Origin of the sequence: Pedobacter sp. ASV12 (genome assembly GCF_016429155.1) — a bacterium.
Taxonomy (GTDB): domain Bacteria; phylum Bacteroidota; class Bacteroidia; order Sphingobacteriales; family Sphingobacteriaceae; genus Pedobacter.
In genome coordinates this window covers 1-20511 of record NZ_JAELUC010000005.1, presented here as the reverse complement: position 1 = coordinate 20511, position 20511 = coordinate 1, and the positions used below count along the sequence as shown (strand labels likewise).

Here is a 20511-nt window from a genome sequence, read left to right as displayed (position 1 = left end):
GTAACCTAAAAAAAAAGGATGTTGTCATAGTATGCAGAACACGGTTCAAGAATTAAAAGATTATAAATCGAATAAAGAAATAAAATTATGGAAGAGTTAATCCCAATATCACTTTTTTTAGGTGCCTTTGCAATGGTATTCGGCATCAGGTATTTTTCTAACAAGGAAAAAATGGCCATGATTGAGCGTGGCATCGATCCAGGCATTCACAAAGCTACACCAAAGCCCTTTTTGAGCTTAAAATTCGGGTTGTTGCTGGTGGGCTTAGGCATTGGGCTGATTGTTGCCTTGTTCTTGTCGAGAGGCATGTTTAGCGGCAATATGAACCACAACGAAGAAGGACAGGCCGTAGCCATTTATTTTGGCTGTCTTGGCATCTTTGGCGGCTTGGGCCTGATTGTTTCCTATGCCATTGAAAAGAAATGGCTCGACGAGCAGAAATAACCGAAAACTTAAAATGGAGAGTCCGATAATCAAAACAATTATCGGACTTTTTTGTAAACCACTATCCCAAACATGAGATATTTTAAACTAATCTGGGTGTTGCTGTTGATGGCATTCATCCCGCTGCTGGCGCCGGCGCAAAAGCTAGAAACACAAATAGACAGCCTGCTGGCCAGCGTTTTCCAAGATAAAAACGGTCCAGGGGTTGCTTTGCTGGTGGCTAAAAACGGAAAGCCTATTTACCGGAAGGCATTTGGCAAGGCCAATGTAGAACTGGGAGTTGATTTAACGCCCGATAATGTGTTTCAGCTGGGCTCAATGACCAAGCAATTTACTGCAGTAGCCATCCTGCAGCTGGCCGAACAGGGAAAGTTGAAGCTCAACGTACCTATTTCGGCATATATTCCCGATTATCCTGATGGCGATAAAATAACCATCCACCAATTGCTGACGCATACGTCTGGGATTAAGGATTTTACCAAAATGAAATCGCTAAATAGCATTGCGCAAAAAGACTTGTCGCCCAAGGAAATGGTCGATTTCTTTAAAAACGAACCCGTTGATTTCGTACCCGGCGCGCAATTCGACTACAACAACTCGGGCTATGTGGTTTTGGGCTATATCATCGAATTGGTTTCGGGCGAAACCTACGAAAATTATATCCAAAAGCATATTTTCGACAAGGCAGGCATGAGCCATTCGCGCTACGCGAGCGATGTTGCCGTAATTAACAAAAGAGCTTATGGCTATCGCAAAAAAGGGGCAACGTACCTCAATAAACCAACGATCAGCTTCAGCATCCCTTTCTCGTCGGGTGCCCTGATGTCTACCGTAGACGATATGTTGCTGTGGCAAAATGCGCTGCGCCAAAACCTGTTGCTCAATGCCAGTACCGCTAATCTGGCTTTTTCCAAATACAAACTGAACAATGGCGAAGAATTTGCCTATGGCTATGGCTGGCATTTGAAAGCTATAAATGGAACGCCTACCAGAGAGCATGGAGGCAGCGTTTTCGGTTTCAAAACCATGGGCGTTTATGTGCCAAGCAAAGATATCTATGTCATCGGCTTAAGCAATTGCGAATGCAACTCGCCAACACAGGTAACCAGGGATATTGCGGCATTGGTTTTGGCCAATGGCCTGTAGTTTGGGCCTAAATAATTTTACTACAACGGCTTTGGCAAAATGGCTACCGTTAAGCGGCTCACACAATTCATTTTTCCTTTGTCGTTGTACATCTTGATTTCCCAAATGTGGGTCTTGCCACCGATATGCAGGGGCTTGCAAATGCCTTTGACGAGTCCCGAACTTACCGGACGCAGGTGATTGGCATTGACCTCTAAACCAACGGCAATCTGTTGCTGTGGGTCAATGCACATGTACGAAGCAATGCTGCCCAAGGTCTCGGCCAGTACTACCGATGCGCCTCCGTGCAAAATGCCTGCGGGCTGATGCGTGCGCTCGTCAACAGGCATGGTTGCTTCAATGTAATCATCGCCAACTGCCGTAAACTCGATGCCCAACAAGGCCCCGATATGGTTTTTGGGCCTATCGTTGAGCAAGGCTGGCGTAAATTCCTTAAACCAGATCATAGGTAGCGTTCTTTGATGACGTTAACGTGGTGCATGATATGGCCAGCCAAAACATAAACAAAAGCCTTTACCGTCATGCTGTTGCCATTAGAAGTGCCCGATTTGGCCAGTTCTTCGTCGTTGAGGGATTTAATGAGGTAGAGGTTTGATTTTCGCAAGAGCAAAAACTCTTCCGAAAGGCTCAGCAAGCTGCGGTCGTTAAAATGTGCGGCGGCTACGTACTCGTCTTCGTCAAAACCGGGAATGCTCGCTTTTTCGCTTCTGGCAAAGCACAACAGCCTAAACACCATGATGCGTTCGGTATCGATAATGTGGCCAATCAGCTCTTTGATGGTCCATTTGCCTGGCGCATAAGCATAATCGCCTTTGCCCACCAAACTGTTGATGAAGTCTGAAAATTCGGTTACTTGTTTTTCCAAAATCTCGATTACATCTCCCGCTACCAGGCTGATGTATTTGTCATACCACTCGGGGTATTCCTGTGTTTGTGGTCGGTTCATAAGTTATGCTGCTTTTTAATACAATCCTGAATGTGGTGCCCTTGCCCAGTTCCGATTCCTTTACAAAAATCTGTCCGCGGTGGTAGTTTTCGATGATCCTCTTGGTTAGCGAAAGGCCCAAGCCCCAGCCCCTTTTGCGGGTGGTATAGCCCGGCTGGAAAACGGTGTCGAACCTCGAGCGCTGAATGCCCCGACCGGTATCGGTTACATCGATAAACACTTCCTCCTTAGCCAGGTTTTCGATAATGTTAATGGTAATGTTGCCTTCGTTTTCGATGGCGTTAGCTGCATTTTTGAGCAGGTTTTCAATCACCCAGTCAAACAAGGGGATGCTGAGCATGGCCCTTACCTGTTTATCGCCGATAACCGCAAAGTTGATCTTATCGGAAGTGCGGATCTTGAAATAATCCACAAAATTCTGAATAACGATATACACGATATGGTCTTCGAGGATGGGTTTCGAGCCAATTTTAGAGAAACGGTCGGTCACAATTTCCAGCCGGTGGATGTCGTTTTCCATTTCGGCAATCAGGGCATCATCTTCGGCGTCAAATTTCGATTTGATGAGCTCAACCCAGGCCATGAGCGAAGAAATGGGCGTGCCCAGTTGGTGGGCGGTTTCTTTGGCCAAACCTACCCAAACCTGGTCTTGTTCGGCTCGGCGGGCCGAGCTAAAAGCCACGTAGGCTGTTAATAGAAAGAGAAAGATTACGCCTAGCTGGATATAAGGGAAATACCTGAGCTGGGTTAATATAAAGGAGTCCTTGTAATATGCAATCAGGGGCGTATCGTCGGGGTCTTTCATCATGGCAGGCTTGTGCTGCCGCTTCATTTTAGCCAACTGCTTGGCAAAGTAAAGCGAATCGTATTCCTTGGTTTTGATATCCGGATAGAGGGTTTTGGTGGTATCAAGGCCATACCAAAGGTAAATGGAACCATCGGTTTTGGTAATGATGATGTCCATGGTATTGTTTTTCTTGATGGTTTCAAAAATGCCGGTCAGCCGCTCGTTTTCGTATACCCGCATCTGCTGTTCGAGTACCTTGAGCCGTAACTGGAACTGTGCCGCTTCTTCGCGCTCCATTTTCTTCACGAAAAAATTCGAATAAACCACAGAGGCTCCGCCAATTACAATGGCAAAAATAAGGAGAAACAATTTCCAGCGGCGCTTTTTTTGATACGGGTTCATATGGGAGTGGAGGCAAATTACAAAATAGCAATCAAAAATATACCTACAGAAACGTAAACGGACTAAAAAATATATCTTTGCGCTGTAATGGAAAAGAAAGTTAGAGTAAGATTTGCACCAAGCCCAACAGGTGGCTTGCACTTGGGTGGCGTACGCACAGCTTTATTTAATTATTTGTTTGCTAAAAAGCACAATGGCAGCTTCATCCTGCGCGTTGAAGATACCGATCAGACCCGTTTTGTAGAGGGCGCCGAAGAATACATCGTCAACTGCCTCAACTGGTGTGGCCTAACGCCCGATGAAAGTCCGCAGAACCCCGGCGCTTTTGGACCTTACCGCCAAAGCGAGCGCAAGCCCAGCTACAGGCAGTATGCCGAGCAATTGGTGGCCAGCGGCTATGCCTATTATGCTTTCGATACACCCGAAGAACTTAACGAAAAGCGCAGTGCGCAACCTAACTTTTTGTATGGTCAGCAAACCCGTATGCAAATGCGCAATTCGCTAACGCTTTCGCAAACCGAAACCAGCGAGTTGCTGGCCAGTGGCACGCCACATACCATCCGCATTAAAATGCCGGCCAACGAACAGGTGTCTTTTAACGACATGATTCGTGGCGTAGTGAGTTTTGATACCAATTTGGTCGACGATAAGGTACTATTGAAGGCCGACGGCATGCCTACCTATCATTTGGCTGTAGTTGTTGACGACAAGGCCATGGAAATAAGCCACGCTTTTAGGGGCGAAGAATGGCTGCCTTCGGCGCCGATCCATATTCTACTGTGGGAATACCTGGGCTGGAAAGACAGTATGCCACAGTGGGCGCACCTGCCATTGATTTTAAAACCCGATGGCAATGGCAAACTGAGCAAGCGCGATGGCGACCGCCTCGGCTTTCCGGTATATGCCATGAACTGGACCGATCCAAAAACCGGCGATGTAACCAAGGGATTTAAGGAAATGGGTTTCATGCCCGAAGCCTTCGTCAACCTCTTGGCGATGTTGGGCTGGAATGATGGCACCGACAAGGAAATTTTTACGCTCGGCGAACTGATTGCTTCGTTTTCGATAGACAGGATCAGCAAAGCCGGGGCCAAATTCGATTTCGAGAAAGCCAAATGGTATAACCACGAGTGGATCAAAACCGCCAGTGCCGAAGTTTTGGCGCCAAGCGTTAAAACCGACTTGCAAAGCTTGGGCATTGAGGTGGCTGACAATGCTTATCTGCTTAAAGTGATCGATATGGTGAAAGACCGTTGTACGCTTTTGGGCGATTTTGCTTCGCAGGCCGCATACTTTTTTGCAATTCCAACTGCGTATGATGTGGCATCGGTAAAGCCCAAATGGTCGGCAGCAAAAGGCGAATTTTTCCAAGAGTTTGCTGCAGGGCTACAAGACGGGGCCACAGCTACGGATTGGGAGGCCCAATTTAAGGCCCTGGCCGAAAGTAAAGGATTTAAACCCGGCGAACTGATGCTGCCTTTGCGCATCATGCTGGTAGGAGGTAAGTTTGGTCCGGGTGTATTTGATATCGCCAACGTATTGGGCAAAGTCGAAACACAAAAAAGAATAGCGCTAGGCGTGGAAGCATTTAGTTAAACTGTGTAGAATACTTTCGCCTAAAACTTAAAATGCCGATCGATTGTTAGGTAAGGGTATATGTTTAACCACTTAAACCCTAAAACGATGAAAAGCAAAGACGATAAATTCGAAAAGCTGGCCAGCAACCTAACCGCTTTGACTAAAGAAGAGCAGCGCAAAATTATGGGCGGCATGAAATGGACTGGGCAAGGATCAAAAAACATGGAAATGGACAGGTGGACCGCAATGACCATTGGTGATCCTTGGGGTGGCCGATTTGGAATCAAACTGGTCGATTAAACCGCTAAAAATGAACGGAACGGCGCTAACTGAGGTTGGGGCCGTTTTTGTTATATATTTTAGCCACAGCTACAAAAACTGAACTTTAAATAGGCCGTTGGAAAGGCGGTCTTTTAAAATCTGCATCGCTGAGGCCAACTGTATTTGAGATATAGATATAATCAGTAAATTGGTATCAAAATTGTTTCATTATTTTTTTAACGTAAAACAGAAATTATGCAGTGGTTCGGTAAAGGAAGCGATAATGTTGAAGATGGTAGAGGCGGTGGCGGCCGTGTAGCCTTGGGTGGCGGCGTGGGGATTGTTATTGTAATCCTGGGTTTGCTATTTGGTAAGGATTTAACGGGGCTGGTAAGCCAGATGCCCGCAACAACACCTACAGAACAAACAGGAAAGGCTGACGACCCGCAGAAGAAATTCGTGAAAGGCGTTTTGGAATCGACCGAGCAGGTTTGGGATCAGGAATTTGCTGCCATGGGTTTGCAATACGAATATCCGAAGCTCAAGCTGTTTGATGGAGCCGTGCAATCTGCTTGTGGCGGAGCCACGGCAGCTGTGGGCCCGTTTTATTGCCCAGGCGATCATAAAGTATACATCGATCTTTCTTTTTACGACGAACTGAAAAACCGTTTCGGTGCAGCTGGCGATTTTGCCCAGGCTTATGTCATTGCGCACGAAGTTGGCCATCACGTTCAGAACTTATTGGGCGTGTCGGCTCAAATGGAGCAGGCCAGAAGAAGACTGAGCGAAGTAGAATACAACAAACTCTCAGTTAAGCTAGAGCTGCAAGCCGATTTTTACGCCGGCCTTTGGGCACATCACGCCCAAAACCTGAAAGATTTTCGCTTAGATCCCGGCGATTTGGAAGAAGCCTTGACCGCGGCCAACGCCATTGGCGACGACAAGCTCCAAAAACAGGCCCAGGGCGAAGTGGTGCCCGATGCTTTTACCCATGGTACATCGGCACAAAGGATGTACTGGTTTAAAAAAGGCTTTGATACCGGCGATATGAAACAGGGCGATACCTTTAATTCGCCCAACCTGTAAAACCTGCAAACGGGGCATCTGTTAAGGCTAAAAAACAATTCGCATAGGTTAAAGGATGGCCGATAAAATATTTTACAAATCCATCCAAACAAATCTCATTTGTTTTTTGTTCTCTTTTATTCGTATTGGTCTTCTTAAAAAATCAATACCATACCATAACAAATGTTGCCAAGCTTTAACTATTTTTGGGAATGATCCTTATTGTCGACGATACGCCAGAGAACCTGATTTCTTTAAAAAAGGTTCTGGAAAAACACCATTTTGAAATCGATACCGCTTCATCTGGCGAAGAAGCACTTAAAAAAGTCCTCAAAAACTCTTATGTGCTCATTATTTTAGACGTGCAGATGCCAGGTATGGATGGTTTCGAAGTGGCGGAGGCTATATCGGGCTACAGCAAGGCCAAAGAAACTGCCATTATTTTCTTGTCGGCCGTGAATACCGAGTTCAAATTTATTGCCAAAGGCTACTCTTCTGGAGGGCTCGATTACATTACCAAACCGGTTGATATGAACCTGTTGCTGCTCAAGGTAAAAACCTTTTACCGTATTTACGAGCAGAGCAGGAAGCTGAACGAAATGCAGGAATCGCTGCTCGAAGAAATCGAGTTCAGGAAAGAGGCCGAACGCAAAAAAGACGAATTCATCAGCATTGCCAGTCACGAACTCAAAACGCCCCTTACCAGCGTAAAAGGCTATGTACAGCTTTTAGAGCGCAGCGTAAACAAAGGCGATATCGAAACCGTTAAAAAGCATTTGGGCAAGGCTCAGGTACAGCTCGAAAAGCTCAATGGCCTTATTGCCGACCTTTTGGATATTTCTAAGATCGAAAGTGGCAAGCTCAAGTTCAATAAGCAGCATTTTGCCATCGATTGCCTCATCGACAACGTGATTGAAGTCATGCACCAATCGAACCCAGAGTTTAAGGTGCACAAAAAGGGAAGTGCAAGTTGCGAAATCTATGGCGACGAGATGCGTATTGAGCAGGTGCTGGTCAATTTTCTTACCAACGCCATCAAATATTCGCCCGGAACCAGCGAGATCCATTTAACGGTAAATGTAAACGAAGGATCGCTTTATGTAGCCGTCAAAGACTCGGGCATTGGCATTTCGCCCGAGCAGCTGCCCCACGTTTTCGATAAGTTTTACCGGGTAGAAGAAACCTCGCAGCGCTTTCAAGGCTTGGGCATTGGCCTTTACATTTCGGCCGAAATTATCAGGCGCCATGGCGGAAAAGTGGGCGTGAACAGCACCTATGGAGCGGGATCAGAGTTTTACTTTATCATACCTGTCGATTCAACAACCGAAGTTTAATGCTAAAATTACTATTTAATGAAATTATCTCTTAAAAGTAACCTCCGATTAGGTCTGGGCCTGTCGCTGCTTATTCTCATCCTGAGCTCTTTGGCTTCGTACGTGAGCATCAGGAATCTCATCAAGTCATCGGATTTAGTGTCTCATAGCAACGAGGTCATGAACAACCTCGACAACATCATCTCTACCCTTAAAGATGCCGAAACGGGCCAACGAGGCTTTTTGCTAACCAATAACCAGGTTTTCCTGCAACCTTATATGGGTGCCAAAGAAAAGGTAAACGCCCTGTTTAAGCAACTGGAAGAAACCACAAAAGACAATAGTTACCAGCAACGCAAATTAAGCGAACTGAAACAGATACTGGATACTCGGCTGACCATTCTCGAAAAAACCGTCGACCAAAAAATGAATGGGGGTACGGTTACCGAAAAAAACCTGCTCGACGGCAAATCGTACATGGACAGTGTTAGGCAAATCATTAAAGATATGCAGGCCGAAGAAAGACGTCTCTTGAACACGCGTACCGCCGATATGAATACCTTGGCGGGGTATACGCCGCTGCTCATTATTCTGGCCGCCGTTCTTTCGCTGCTCATTACCATTTTCTTTTACAGAAAGGTAGCTTCGGATTTCGACGAGCGCCAGTTATTGCAACAGGAACTGCAGACCATCAATTACGAAACCGCCGAAAGGATCAACGTAATTCAGGGCATAGCCCAACAAATTTCTAAAGGCGACTATAAAATCAGGATGGACGATGCTACTAAGGATGGTCTCGGCAGTTTGGCCGGCTCGCTCAACAATATGGCCGAAGCGCTGCAGTATTCGTTTGGGCTTTTAGAAGACAAAGAATGGCTGCAGTCGGGTATTGCCAAGCTGAACGATCAAATGGTAGGCGAAAAAGACATCAGAACCTTGGCAAACGATATGCTCATCAATATTGTAGAACATACCAAAAGCCATGTAGCGGCCCTTTACCTTGTAGAAGACGATAAAAAACTATACCTCACCGGAGGCTACGCCTTAATGGGCAACGAAATGAAAGAGCAGTTTGCCATGGGCGAGGGATTGATTGGCCAGTGCATGGAAATGGGCAAGCTCATTTTGCTCGACGAAATTCCGGAAGGCGAGATTACCATTAGCTACGCTACGGGCCAAACCAAGCCCAAAAACGTAGTGGCCTTTCCGCTGCAGCGCGATGGCTTACTCATCGGTGTAATCGAATTGGCTTCCTTAAATACCTATACGCCCCGTAAACTGGAGTTTTTAAACAGCATTTCGGGCAACATCGGTACGGCCATTCATGTAGCGCAGAACCGCAAAAAGTTGCAGGAGTTTTTAGAAGAAACCCAGGCTCAAGCCGAAGAACTACAGGCCCAGCATTCGGAGCTCGAAGGCTTAAATGCCGAATTGGAAGCACAAACACAGAAAATACAAGCCTCGGAAGAAGAGCTGCGCGTACAGCAGGAAGAACTGCTGCAAAGCAACCAGGAATTGGAAGAGCGTACCAGCCTGCTCGAAGAAAAGAACCAGCTGATTCAGGAACGCAACCTCGACATCCAGCAAAAGGCAGCAGAACTGGAGCAAAGCACCCGTTATAAATCAGAATTTTTGGCCAACATGAGCCACGAACTGCGTACGCCTTTAAATTCTATCCTGCTCCTTTCTAAGCTCATGGCCGACAACGAGGAGCTCGACAAAGAATACACCGAATATGCCTCGGTTATCCAAAGCTCGGGACAAGGGCTTTTAAGCCTCATCGACGAAATCCTGGATCTTTCTAAAATCGAAGCCGGTAAAATGGACCTCGATATTGCCGAAGTGCAAACAGAAGAAGTAATTACCGATATGCGCGCCTTGTTTATGCCTATTGCCAAAGACAGGAAACTGGCCCTCGAAATACAGGTTGAAAAAGAGGTGCCCGCCATTATCGAAACCGATAAAATGCGCTTGGAGCAGATTTTGAAAAACCTGCTCTCCAATGCGCTAAAGTTTACGAACGAAGGGAAGGTAAGCCTGGCCGTATCGGCAAACCTCAACTATAAAACCCTTGTTTTTAAGGTAAAAGACACCGGAATTGGCATTGCCAAAGACAAGTTGGGCATGGTATTCGAAGCCTTTCAGCAGGCCGATGGCTCTACCCGCCGCAAATTTGGCGGTACCGGCCTGGGGCTTTCCATCAGTCGCGAGCTGGCTAAATTGCTGGGTGGCGATATCTACTTGGAAAGCGAAGAAAACGTGGGCAGTGAATTTACCCTGACCATCCCGTTCAACTACGTAGATAAGGAGGCCTATCTGGAAGAGCAATTGGCCAACCGCGAAAGCCAGGATAAGATTAGGTATGTGGAGCCTGTGGTGGCCCCTTTGCCAAACTATACCGTTGATTTGATACCAGGCGAAGTAGCCGACGACCGCAACAGCATTGGCGAAAAAGACAAGGTCATCCTGATCATTGAAGATGATACCGCCTTTGCCAAAACCCTGCTCAATTTTACCCGTAAACGCAACTACAAAGGCATTGTGGCCGTTAGGGGCGATGTAGGCATAGAAATGGCCAACCAGTATAACCCGCTGGCTATTTTGCTCGATATCCAATTGCCGATCAAAGACGGTTGGCAGGTGATGGAAGAGCTGAAATCGAACCCTGTAACAAGGCCTATCCCGGTGCACATCATGTCGTCGCTTTCGGTTAAAAAAGAAAGCCTGCTAAAAGGCGCTGTCGATTTCATTAACAAGCCCGTGGCGCTCGAGCACATGAAACAGATTTTTGAAAAACTGGAAGATGCGCTGAGCCGTTATCCCAAAAAAGTGCTTATAGTTGAAGAAAACGAACAGCATGCCAAGGCGCTGAGTTACTTCCTGAGCAACTCTAACATCCAAACCATGGTTGCCCGGAATGTGAGCGAAAGCATCGAGGCGCTGCAAAAAAAAGAAGTAGACTGCGTTATCCTCGATATGGGTATTCCTGATAAAAATGCCTATGAAACCCTCGAAACCATTAAAAAGAACGACGGACTGGAAAACCTGCCGATCATTATCTTTACCGGTAAGAACCTCTCCAAAGGCGAAGAAAGTCGCATCAAGCAATATGCGGATTCCATCGTGGTTAAAACCGCCCATTCTTACCAGCGGATTTTAGACGAAGCCGGGTTGTTTCTGCACCTGGTAGAACAAAAAGAAAAACAACAAAAACCCTTGCTCAAAGATAACCTGGGTGGCTTAAACGATGTGCTTAAAGGCAAGACCGTGCTCATTGCCGACGATGACGTGCGTAATATCTTCTCGCTAACCAAAGCCTTGGAACAACACCAGATGAAAGTATTGCCGGCAATTGATGGCAAGGAAGCCCTGAAGGTGCTGGACGAAAACCCCAAGGTAGATGTAGTGCTGATGGATATGATGATGCCTGAACTGGACGGCTATGAAACTACCAGGGCCATTAGGGCCATGGCCGGCTACAAACAGCTGCCGATTTTGGCGGTTACCGCCAAGGCGATGATGGGCGATCGTGAAAAATGCATCGCTGCCGGAGCCTCCGATTACATCTCGAAGCCCGTTGATGTTGATCAGTTGATTTCTTTGTTAAGGGTTTGGTTATATGATAAAGCATAAAATAGTGTTCTAGGATTTTATGGATACAAGGACAAAAAAAATACTCATCGTTGACGACGATAGCAGAAACATATTTGCATTAACGGCTGTTCTAAAAGCAAAAAAATATCATTGTGTGGCGGCCAGCAGTGCCCAGCAAGGTTTTGATATGATGGCCAACGACGGCGACATTGCCGTGGTGCTGATGGATATGATGATGCCCGATATGGATGGCTATCAGGCCATGGCCAAAATGAAGGCAGACGAAACCTTAAAAAACATCCCCGTTATTGCGGTTACCGCGCAGGCCATGCTGGGCGATAGGGAGCGCTGCCTCAATGCCGGTGCAACCGGCTATATTTCAAAGCCCGTAAATGTAGACGAATTGATTATGCTATTAAAAAAATACATCTAGTGGCTCAGTTAACTGCCATATCCGACGAACAGGTAGAAATCCTGATTGGTGATGTTTTGGAACAGTACGGCTATGATTTTACCGGCTATTCGAGGGCATCGCTTAAAAGAAGGGTATTGCGTCTGTATGGGTTAGACAAGCAGGTGAGCTTTGCCGAATTCAGGTATAGGATAATCAGCGATAACGGCTATTTTAAACGTTTTGTAGAGCAGATTACCGTAAACGTAACCGAAATGTTCAGGGATCCTGGGTTTTACCGCACCTTGCGTACCGAAGTGTTGCCTAATTTGGGCACGTATCCCTTTATCCGCATTTGGCTGGCGGGTTGTTCAACCGGCGAAGAGGCCTATTCGATTGCCATTCTGCTCAAAGAGCTGAGCCTCTTGCAAAAATCGCTGATTTACGCTACAGATATCAACCCCACGGTGCTCGAAAAGGCGGCGCAAGGCCTTTTTCCGCTAAGCCAGATGAAACAGTATTCCGAAAATTATATTGCCTCTGGCGGGCCACAGGATTTTTCGTCCTATTACAGTGCCAATTATTCGCTAGCCAAGTTTGATAGCGATTTGAAGGAAAAAATGATTTTTTCTACCCATAATTTGGTTTCTGATCACTCATTTAACGAATTTCAGCTTATATTGTGCCGTAACGTGCTCATCTATTTCGACCGAGAACTGCAGTATAAGGTGCTGCAGCTGTTCGATAGCAGTTTGGATAATTTAGGCTATTTGGCCTTGGGCACCAAAGAAACGGTAGATTTTTCGCCCATCAGCAAACACTACAAAAGACTGGGCACCGAAAAAATATGGAGGAAAACCAGCTAAAAACAAATTATACGTTGATGAAGAATTGTAGGGCATTGGTTATTGGAGGTTCGGCAGGCAGCCTTGAAGTGTTGCTCCGGGTTTTCCCCGACCTTAGGGAAGACCTGCCTTTTTCCATCATAATTGTGGTGCACCGCAAACAGGGAACAGATTTTCTGCTGGCCGACCTGATCTCCAAAAAAACAAAGCTTGAGGTTAAAGAAGCCGAAGAAAAGGAAAAAATAATGGTCGGAACGGTTTATTTGGCTCCCTCAGACTATCATTTGCTGATTGAAAGGGATGGGTCTTTTTCTTTAGACTATTCAGAAAAAATAAACTATTCACGGCCTTCTATTGATGTTACTTTTCAGTCGGCTGCCGAAGTGTACGAAGAAGGTTTGGTATGCTTGTTGCTGTCAGGCTCTAATGCCGATGGGGTAAACGGATTGATTACCGTAAACAGTTATGGCGGACAAACAGCGGTGCAAGACCCGGAAAGCGCACAGGTAGATTACATGCCTGCACAGGCTATTGCAAGGGCCGAGGTAAACCGAATACTAAAAATAGAGGAAATGGCCGCTTACATTAATTCGCTGGCTTAAAACGTTCGAAACGATGAATAAAAAGGTTTTTATTTTTGACGATAACACAGATATTCTGGAACTTTGTACCCTGATTCTGGAAGATGCAGGCTACGAAATCAAGACTTCGGCCAGTTCGAACCATATTGTAGATCAGGTTAGGGCCTTCATGCCCGATTTGATTTTTATGGACAACTGGCTACCCGATATAGGCGGTATAGAAGCTACGCAGGCACTGAAAAACCATCCCGACCTCAAGCATATTCCCGTGATTTATTTCTCGGCCAACAACGATGTAAAGGCCCTGGCGCAACAAGCCGGTGCCGATACCTACCTGCCCAAACCTTTTGATATCGAGGCGCTCGAAGAAATAGTAGGCAACTATATCGGCAAATAGAGCAACCTGCCGAACGCGGGCAAGCTGTCCCGAATGAAGTGGCTTCGGTCTTGCCACTATGATCAATCCTTACGCTATTCGCCGCACGCTTAATACTTGCCGCCCAGCACTAAACAACAAAGCAACCTACCGTTAGGTAGATTGCCCTGTTCGAAGTGAGATTAGCTCAAATCTTAGTTCTTCATCCTGCCTTGCTCGTCTTCTGTACCGGTAGAACGACGGCGTGCGGGTTTGATTTCATTCTTGCCAAAACGGTAAGTAAAGCTGATCTTGCCAATCTGCGTTTCATTTTTCTGGTAAACGCTGTATTTTAAGCCAGGATAGGCACTTTTCAGGTTGGTTTCGTAAGTGTTGAATACATCGCTCATGGCCAATTTCAAAGTGGCTTTTTTCTTCAGCAACGATTTGCTGATGCCGGCATCAACCGAATAGCGCGAGCCGAGGCTCAACGTACCATAATCCAACGGCGATTCGTAGCTGCCGAATAGTTCGGCGGTCAAGCCATCCATGATGATAAAACTTTGCTGCGATTTGAATTGGAACGAGGTTTTGCCTGTGCTCAAAGCTTGTCCGGCAAGGTCGGGCGATTTAAAGCTGAGGTAAAATACATTTAGGTTGTTATTCATACTCCACCATTTAGCCACTTTAACCGGTACGTTCAGGTTCGCGGCATAGGTAATGTTTTTGGCCAGGTTGGCATTGGTTTGGTACAATGCTTTTTGACTGGCATCTGGCAAAAGCACTTCGGTAATTACATCGTTTACACGGCTATAGCTCAAGCTGAGCAGGTATTTTTGCATAAAGGTGTACGATAATTCAAAGCTGTGCGTGTATTGCGGGTTCAAGAACGGGTTACCCTTGTTGTAGGTATACTGGTCAAGATAGTAAACAAAAGGGTTAAGGGCATCGTAGCTTGGCCTATCTATCCTGCGGCTATAAGAGAAGCCAACCTGGTTGTTTTCAGACAGGTTTTGCTGCAGGAAAAAGGTTGGAAAGAAATCCCAATAGCTGCGTTCTACAACATTGTTGGTGGTGATCAGGTTACCTTTAGAATTGGTTTGTTCCATTCTTAAACCTACTTGTACTGTCGTGTTTTTAAACTGTTTGTTAAAGTTGGTATAAACAGCATTGACGTTCTCGTCGTAAATAAAGCGGTTGCTGCGGCGCACGTCGTTTGTCCAGGCGTTGCTCAGGTAAGCCTCGGCAATCAGGTTGTTGTCGGTTTTAACCCAGCTGCTTTTGGCACCAGCCTCTAGTCTCATGGTTTTATTGATGGGCAAAGTATAATCCAATTTAAAGGCCTTGATTTGGATGTTGGACGGGGTTCCGTTGCGGGTGTATTCGGTAGGTCTGATCAGGTTGCCATTGGCAAATCGATAGGTGTTATCGTACATAGAACCTTCGTTGCCGTTGTATCTCGAATAATCTAAATCTGCCGAAAGCTCTTGGCCGGCGGTATCTAAAATAGATTTATAGTTCAGGTTATAAGAAACGTTGTTGTATTTGTTGGTCTGAAGGCTTTTGGCAACCAAGGTCGAATCTATTTGATTAAAAGAAGGGCCTATAATGGTATTGTTGCTGTCAAATTCCCTTCCATTGTTAAAATATCCGTTAACCAGTACGCCCAAGGTGTTCTTTTTGTCTAAGAAGAAATCTACGCCAGCTTTAAAGTTGTTGTTGTGGTTTTTACGGTACATTTCGCCAACCTGCATAAAATAGGTGTCGGGCGTTCCGTTAGAAATACGGTCGATGGTAATGAGGTTGTCTCTGCCCTGCTGGCCATAGTTGTAGTTGCCGAATACGTTTACGTTTTTGGTTCTGTGGTTAAGGCTGATGCCCGCATTGCCTCTCAGGTTTTTGCCGTAGCCAGCTGTTAAGTTCAGGTTGCCGTTGGTGCCGCCGTTTTTGCTTTTCTTGGTTTTGATGTTGATGATGCCAGAATTGCCAGAAGCATCATATTTTGACGATGGGTTGGTAATCAGCTCGATGGTTTCCAGTTCAGAGCTTTGCATATTTCTGAGCAGGTTGGCTACATCGGCATTGCTCATGTAGGTTTGTTTGCCGTCGAGCATAATCAATACGCCCTGTTTGCCCTGCATCGAAATGTTGTCGTTTTGGTCAACGCTTACGCCAGGAGCTTTTTGCAATACTTCCAAAGCATTTGAGCCCACGGCTACCGTGCTATTTTCTACATTCATCACCAATTTATCTGCCTTTCTTTCAATTAAGGGCTTGGTGGTAGTAATGCTTACGGCATTGAGCGTTTTGCTGTTCGACTTGAGGTGGATGTTTTCGAGGTTAAGCACGCTCTCCGGAGCATTAAAAGGCTTTCCCTTGTAAATTTCGAACCCCATCATATTGGTTTTGATGTAATAGCTGCCTGGTTTGATATTAGCGAATTGGAATTTGCCATCGGGCGTGGTCAATGCTGTTTTAACCAGCGACGAATCGGCAGTTTTAAAAAGACCAATCGTGGCATAATCAACCGGTTTGTTCTGGTCGTCGAGGATGGTTCCGTTAATGGTGCCTTGGGCAGGCTTTTCCTGCGCCAGCAGGGTATTACCCAAGCAAAAGCTTAGTAAAACAAGGAATAGAGAGTAAATAGTTTTCATTTTGTGTTGTTTAAGGTTCAAAAAATAGGGCAAAAAAATCCTGTTGCGCTCTCGCGCAATTTTTTCTCCTGCCATAAATTTTAATTTAGTTTAAAAAGCCGGAGGCTCTTTTTATAGTTTGTTGTCTTATAGACGAGCCCAAAGTTTAAAAGGTTACAAGAAAATCGGCTTTTTTTTAGATTTAGAAATTTCTTTAAACGAAAAAGGCCCGTATAGTTCAACTACACAGGCCTTTATTGAAGAAATATTTTTTGGCTATTTCATGCCTAAAACATCGGCGCCCTGGTCAAAAACCAAGTCGACCGGAATGCCTTTTTTGCTCAGGCGATCCAAGTCGGCCTGTAGTTCGGGCTGGATGATGCCTTTTTCTTTTTGGGCTTTTTCTACGGCGCTCTTATCGCCATCGCCCTGCAGCTTGATGATGAAAGCGCTCAGCTCGTTCATGGCTTTGGCAAATTGGTCGAAATTTACACGGTAGGTACCATTGGCCGATCTTTCAAAGGCTCCCTTTTCCTTAAAGAAATTGAAGCATTGCATGTTGGCTTTTCCGTGGGCCTCCGAAGCGCCAAAGCGTACCGAGCGCAGGATGCCAGCCATAAAAGTGGTGTAATAATCCTTGATATCGCCGGTAAGTTCGCCTTTTTTTAACAGGCCGGTAACCATGTAAAGGCCTAAAATGTCGGCTTTGCCTTCTTCAAGCCACGAATATTGCTCTTTCAAGGCCGAGCGTACCGTGCCTTTGCCGTTAACGGTGTTTTTAATGCCTAACCCGTGCGCCACTTCGTGGAACATCACATTGGCAAAAAAGGCATCGAATTTAATGTATTGCTGTTGGTCCTTGTCAATCAGCTCTTTGGCTATCGGCACCAGGATCTTATCGAATTTGGCCTGCATGGCATTTTTCAATTGCGAACGGCGGGTGCCTTTCTTTTGCTGGATCGTTTCATCATTGGGCAGGTTTACCGCAATGGTTTTAGAGCCCGCATTGCAGTCGCCGGCGTAGTAAACCACGTCATAGGCATTCAGTTCCGAATCGGTTCCTGGCACCTCTTTTTTATAATTGTCGGCCACCGGAAGCCCCTTTTGTAGCTCGGGTAGCATTTTGACATATTTGGCCAAGCGCTTGCTCCAGGCTTTGTCTTTAACCAATACATACGATTCGAAAGCGGCGCGGGCATTGAACAGCTTGTCTTCATAATTTTCTATCGGACCGATGATGATGTCGAGACCATTGGTTTTCATATCCAGCCAGGCATAGTCGCTGGCCGTATAATCGTTGGTTACCAGAGCATCGGCGCGTAGGTTTAGGTATTTTTTTAAGCCAGGATCTGTGGTGATCAGGGCAGCCTGTTTCAGCAAGGCGCTTGCCTTTTGCAGTTCAGCCGCAAAAACAACGTGGTAAGGAACCGAAATCAGTTTGCCTTTTTCTTTTCTGATGACCGAGTAAAGTCCAAACTTGTCTTTCACATCCGATTTTTCCAACTGCTCTTTGGTCATGCCTGCCGGATAGAAAGTGCCCGTTTCAGATTTCGGCCCCACGCCAGCCACAAAAGGCTTGTCGCCGTTCAGTCTGTCCCAAGGGCCGTAGTTGATCCATACAAAATCCTTGGTTTTTTGGTCTTTGATGGTATTGAGCAGGCTATCGCGTTGCGGATAGGCTTGTTTCCAGTACAGGTCGTCCATAATTTCTGCCGCTTGGATAAGCAAAGGCAATACCTGGCGTTCGTTGGCGCTCAACTGATTGAGGTTAGTGGTTAATTTTACCCGCTCATAACCCGCTAATCGCTGGTCTACATATTCCTGCAGGGTATCTTTGGCCTTGTTGGCGCTTTGGTCTGTTCCAGCTTTTTCGGTCTGGTTGCAGGCAGTAAGGCCAGTAGCTACAGAAAGGCCCAACAATAGGCCCATGGTTTGATGTATAGGTTTAATCCGCATACGATTTATCGTTTGGTAAAAAATGTTCGTCGTTTTATATCAATCTACTAAATTAGCAAAAAATATAAGCCCGCGTAATTTAGATTTAATGGCGGGCACTTAACTCATTCTTACTCTTTAAAATACAAAAGATGTTGATCAGACCAACCCATGCTAAAGCAGCAGCCCTTGTTGCCGGTGTACTCTTGCTAACCAACTGCAGCAGCAGCAAATATGCCGCCACGGACAAGGTTTATAAAAATATGGCCAAAGATTTTTCCAAAGTCATTAAAGCGGCGCCACCGGTAAACCAGCAGATAGACTCGCTTAATAGCCAACAGCAATATTGGGTAGGTACCGTAAACATGGGGATGCGTAAGCCCAATTTCGTGGTGATCCATCATACCGCACAAGACTCTACCGAGCAAACGCTCAAAACCTTTACCATTGCCCGGACCCAGGTAAGTGCGCATTACGTGGTAGGCAGGGATGGTAAGGTGGTGCACATGGTAAATGATTACCTGCGCGCGCAACATGCCGGAGCAGGCAAGTGGGGCAATGATACCGATCTGAACTCTTCATCGATAGGCATTGAATTAGACAACAACGGTACTACCGATGTATTTACCGATGCGCAGATCAATAGTTTGTGTGCTTTGCTGGCTACCTTGAAAAAGAAATATAACATCCCGACGGCTAATTTTATCGGTCACGCCGACTATGCCCCAGGGCGCAAAAACGACCCTAAAAACTTCCCGTGGAAAACCCTGGCCAAAAAGGGATTCGGCTATTGGTACGATGATGTGCTGCAGCTACCACCTGCCGACTTTGATACAACCAATGCCTTGCGGATTATCGGCTATAACGTCAAGAACCTCAACTATGCCATCGAGGCATTTAAGATCCATTTTGTGCAGACCGATATCTCGCAAACATTGACCGATACAGATAAGCTGATTTTGTATAATGTGTATAAGAAGTATTTGTAGTACTCCTATCAATACATCTCGAGAGTTTTGTATGATAGAAAGTATCCATTGCCCGCATAGAGTCGTTTCGCGCAGAATTTCCTTAATCCCTTTGGCAAAAAGAGACTTTTATGTCTCTTTTTGTGATTCGTAATATCCTTCCAAAACGCATGTTCATCCTGAAATCTGATATGTTCGTCCTGCGAAAATGACTATTGGGCCAAAAATTTTTTAATCTGAAAACTTATCTAGAATATCAGCTATGATGAGAACGGAAATATCTTGACCTTGAAGCGTAATGTAGCTTTAAGTGGCGTACCAACCGCTATTGATGATCTGAACTACAGCTACGATGGCAATAAGCTAGATAATGTAAGCGATGGCTCAGGCGGAAGCTACGGTCTGTTTGGTTTCAAAAACTTGACGGGTTCAAGCACAGCTTACAGTTACGATGCCAACGGCAATTTGGCTACAGATCCTAAAAAAGGGCTTGTGTTAAGCTATAACATGCTCAATCGTACCGAACGCATTACCATTACTACGGCCACTAACAGGTATATCGATTATAGTTATGCTTCAGACGGTACATTGTTGCGTAAGCAGGCCTTTGACAACGGAGGCCTGGTCAAGACAACCGACTATATCGGTGGTTTTATTTATGAAAATGGCACTTTGGCTTATTTTGCCATGGCCGAAGGGCGTGTGAGAAACAGCAGCGGGACCTTGGTAAACGAATATATTATTAAAGACCAACAGGGCAATGCGAGGGTAAGTTTTGAAGACAATGCCGGTACCGCCTTGGTAAGACAAGAGAACAGTTATTATCCTTTTGGTTTGAGCATGCCAGGCAATGTATTGCCAACGGCAGCCAACAAACAGCTGTACAATGGTGGTAGCGAATGGCAGGACGAATTTGCCGATTTACCGACTTGCAACAGGCTTTCTATCGGATGTATGATGCCGCTTTAGGCAGGTTTGTTGGTGTAGATCCAATGGCTGAAGGTACAGATGAATTAAGTGTTTATCATTATGCAGCTAATAACCCCATTTCTTTTAATGATCCAATGGGCGATTTGGTTAATGCCATACAAGAAGGCGCGGAAATGCCTGCTGCTGTTAATTTCAGTGGGGGGTATAGGAGCTGTCTCTTATACACATCTCCGAGCCCACGAGACAGTACTCATGATCGCGTATGCCGTCTTCTGCTTGAAAAGGGGGGGGGGGGGGGGGGGGGGGGGGGGGGGGGGGGGGGGGGGGGGGGGGGGGG

19 protein-coding genes are annotated in these 20511 nt (G+C 45.9%); 14 read left to right on the top strand and 5 right to left on the bottom strand.

All coding sequences use genetic code 11. The features are described from left to right. The first annotated feature begins 87 nt into the window (after positions 1-87). Positions 88-444 carry a DUF6249 domain-containing protein gene (locus tag JHD69_RS02885; RefSeq protein WP_233165647.1) on the top strand — a complete coding sequence of 119 codons (357 nt, stop codon included), beginning with the start codon at positions 88-90 and terminating at the stop codon, positions 442-444. A gap of 72 nt (positions 445-516) precedes the next feature. Then, positions 517-1590: a serine hydrolase domain-containing protein gene (locus tag JHD69_RS02880; protein ID WP_199137205.1), complete on the top strand. Its 1074-nt coding sequence runs from the start codon at positions 517-519 to the stop codon at positions 1588-1590. Between the two features lie 20 nt (positions 1591-1610). On the opposite strand, the gene JHD69_RS02875 is transcribed toward JHD69_RS02880, so the two are convergent. The 3 genes from JHD69_RS02875 to JHD69_RS02865 are packed head-to-tail and all read right to left on the bottom strand — an operon-like array spanning position 1611 to position 3725. After that, positions 1611-2036: a hotdog fold thioesterase gene (locus tag JHD69_RS02875; protein ID WP_199137204.1), complete on the bottom strand. Its 426-nt coding sequence runs from the start codon at positions 2034-2036 to the stop codon at positions 1611-1613. Continuing rightward, positions 2033-2536 (bottom strand): DinB family protein, encoded by a 504-nt coding sequence (locus tag JHD69_RS02870; protein ID WP_199137201.1) that lies wholly within the window; start codon positions 2534-2536, stop codon positions 2033-2035. Before JHD69_RS02870 ends, JHD69_RS02875 begins: the two co-directional genes overlap by 4 nt. Continuing rightward, positions 2496-3725, bottom strand: a complete 1230-nt coding sequence (locus JHD69_RS02865) for a sensor histidine kinase (RefSeq protein WP_199137199.1) — start codon at positions 3723-3725, stop codon at positions 2496-2498. The genes JHD69_RS02870 and JHD69_RS02865 overlap by 41 nt, the downstream gene beginning before the upstream one ends. Before the next feature lie 87 nt (positions 3726-3812). Between JHD69_RS02865 and gltX the strand changes: the two genes are divergently transcribed. The 9 genes from gltX to JHD69_RS02820 all read left to right on the top strand — a co-directional run bounded on the left by gltX (position 3813) and on the right by JHD69_RS02820 (position 13750). After that, positions 3813-5321 carry a glutamate--tRNA ligase gene (gene gltX / locus JHD69_RS02860; RefSeq protein WP_199137197.1) on the top strand — a complete coding sequence of 503 codons (1509 nt, stop codon included), beginning with the start codon at positions 3813-3815 and terminating at the stop codon, positions 5319-5321. 87 nt (positions 5322-5408) lie between these two features. Next, the gene (locus JHD69_RS02855; RefSeq protein ID WP_199137195.1) at positions 5409-5603 is read left to right on the top strand and encodes a hypothetical protein; all 195 of its coding nucleotides are present in this window, start codon (positions 5409-5411) and stop codon (positions 5601-5603) included. A gap of 216 nt (positions 5604-5819) precedes the next feature. Further along, on the top strand, positions 5820-6650 hold the full coding sequence (gene ypfJ, locus JHD69_RS02850) for a KPN_02809 family neutral zinc metallopeptidase (RefSeq protein ID WP_199137193.1): 831 nt from the start codon (positions 5820-5822) through the stop codon (positions 6648-6650). A 191-nt stretch (positions 6651-6841) separates the two neighbouring features. After that, complete coding sequence (locus tag JHD69_RS02845) at positions 6842-7963, top strand: ATP-binding response regulator (protein ID WP_199137191.1); 1122 nt, start codon at positions 6842-6844, stop codon at positions 7961-7963. Positions 7964-7981: 18 nt separating this feature from the next. Further along, the gene (locus JHD69_RS02840) at positions 7982-11575 is read left to right on the top strand and encodes a response regulator (protein ID WP_199137189.1); all 3594 of its coding nucleotides are present in this window, start codon (positions 7982-7984) and stop codon (positions 11573-11575) included. Between the two features lie 19 nt (positions 11576-11594). Then, positions 11595-11969, top strand: a complete 375-nt coding sequence (locus JHD69_RS02835; RefSeq protein ID WP_199137187.1) for a response regulator — start codon at positions 11595-11597, stop codon at positions 11967-11969. Next, positions 11969-12793, top strand: a complete 825-nt coding sequence (locus JHD69_RS02830; RefSeq protein WP_199137185.1) for a CheR family methyltransferase — start codon at positions 11969-11971, stop codon at positions 12791-12793. Before JHD69_RS02835 ends, JHD69_RS02830 begins: the two co-directional genes overlap by 1 nt. Positions 12794-12810: 17 nt before the next feature. Further along, entirely contained in the window at positions 12811-13374 is a 564-nt protein-coding gene (locus JHD69_RS02825; protein WP_199137183.1) for a chemotaxis protein CheB, read from the top strand. A 13-nt stretch (positions 13375-13387) separates the two neighbouring features. Next, positions 13388-13750 carry a response regulator gene (locus JHD69_RS02820; protein ID WP_199137181.1) on the top strand — a complete coding sequence of 121 codons (363 nt, stop codon included), beginning with the start codon at positions 13388-13390 and terminating at the stop codon, positions 13748-13750. Between the two features lie 173 nt (positions 13751-13923). On the opposite strand, the gene JHD69_RS02815 is transcribed toward JHD69_RS02820, so the two are convergent. Both JHD69_RS02815 and JHD69_RS02810 read right to left on the bottom strand, forming a co-directional pair. Next, positions 13924-16362, bottom strand: coding sequence for an outer membrane beta-barrel family protein (locus JHD69_RS02815; RefSeq protein ID WP_199137179.1), 2439 nt, complete (start codon positions 16360-16362; stop codon positions 13924-13926). Between the two features lie 255 nt (positions 16363-16617). Further along, complete coding sequence (locus JHD69_RS02810) at positions 16618-18297, bottom strand: dipeptidyl-peptidase 3 family protein (RefSeq protein WP_199137177.1); 1680 nt, start codon at positions 18295-18297, stop codon at positions 16618-16620. Positions 18298-18428: 131 nt separating this feature from the next. Between JHD69_RS02810 and JHD69_RS02805 the strand changes: the two genes are divergently transcribed. The 3 genes from JHD69_RS02805 to JHD69_RS21435 form a co-directional block, all read left to right on the top strand. Next, entirely contained in the window at positions 18429-19265 is an 837-nt protein-coding gene (locus JHD69_RS02805) for an N-acetylmuramoyl-L-alanine amidase (RefSeq protein WP_199137175.1), read from the top strand. A gap of 267 nt (positions 19266-19532) precedes the next feature. Continuing rightward, positions 19533-20213, top strand: a complete 681-nt coding sequence (locus JHD69_RS02800; RefSeq protein ID WP_199137173.1) for a hypothetical protein — start codon at positions 19533-19535, stop codon at positions 20211-20213. Beyond that, the coding region (locus tag JHD69_RS21435; protein ID WP_370583447.1) for an RHS repeat-associated core domain-containing protein at positions 20144-20511 on the top strand (368 nt) is incomplete at its 3' end. The genes JHD69_RS02800 and JHD69_RS21435, both read left to right, overlap by 70 nt.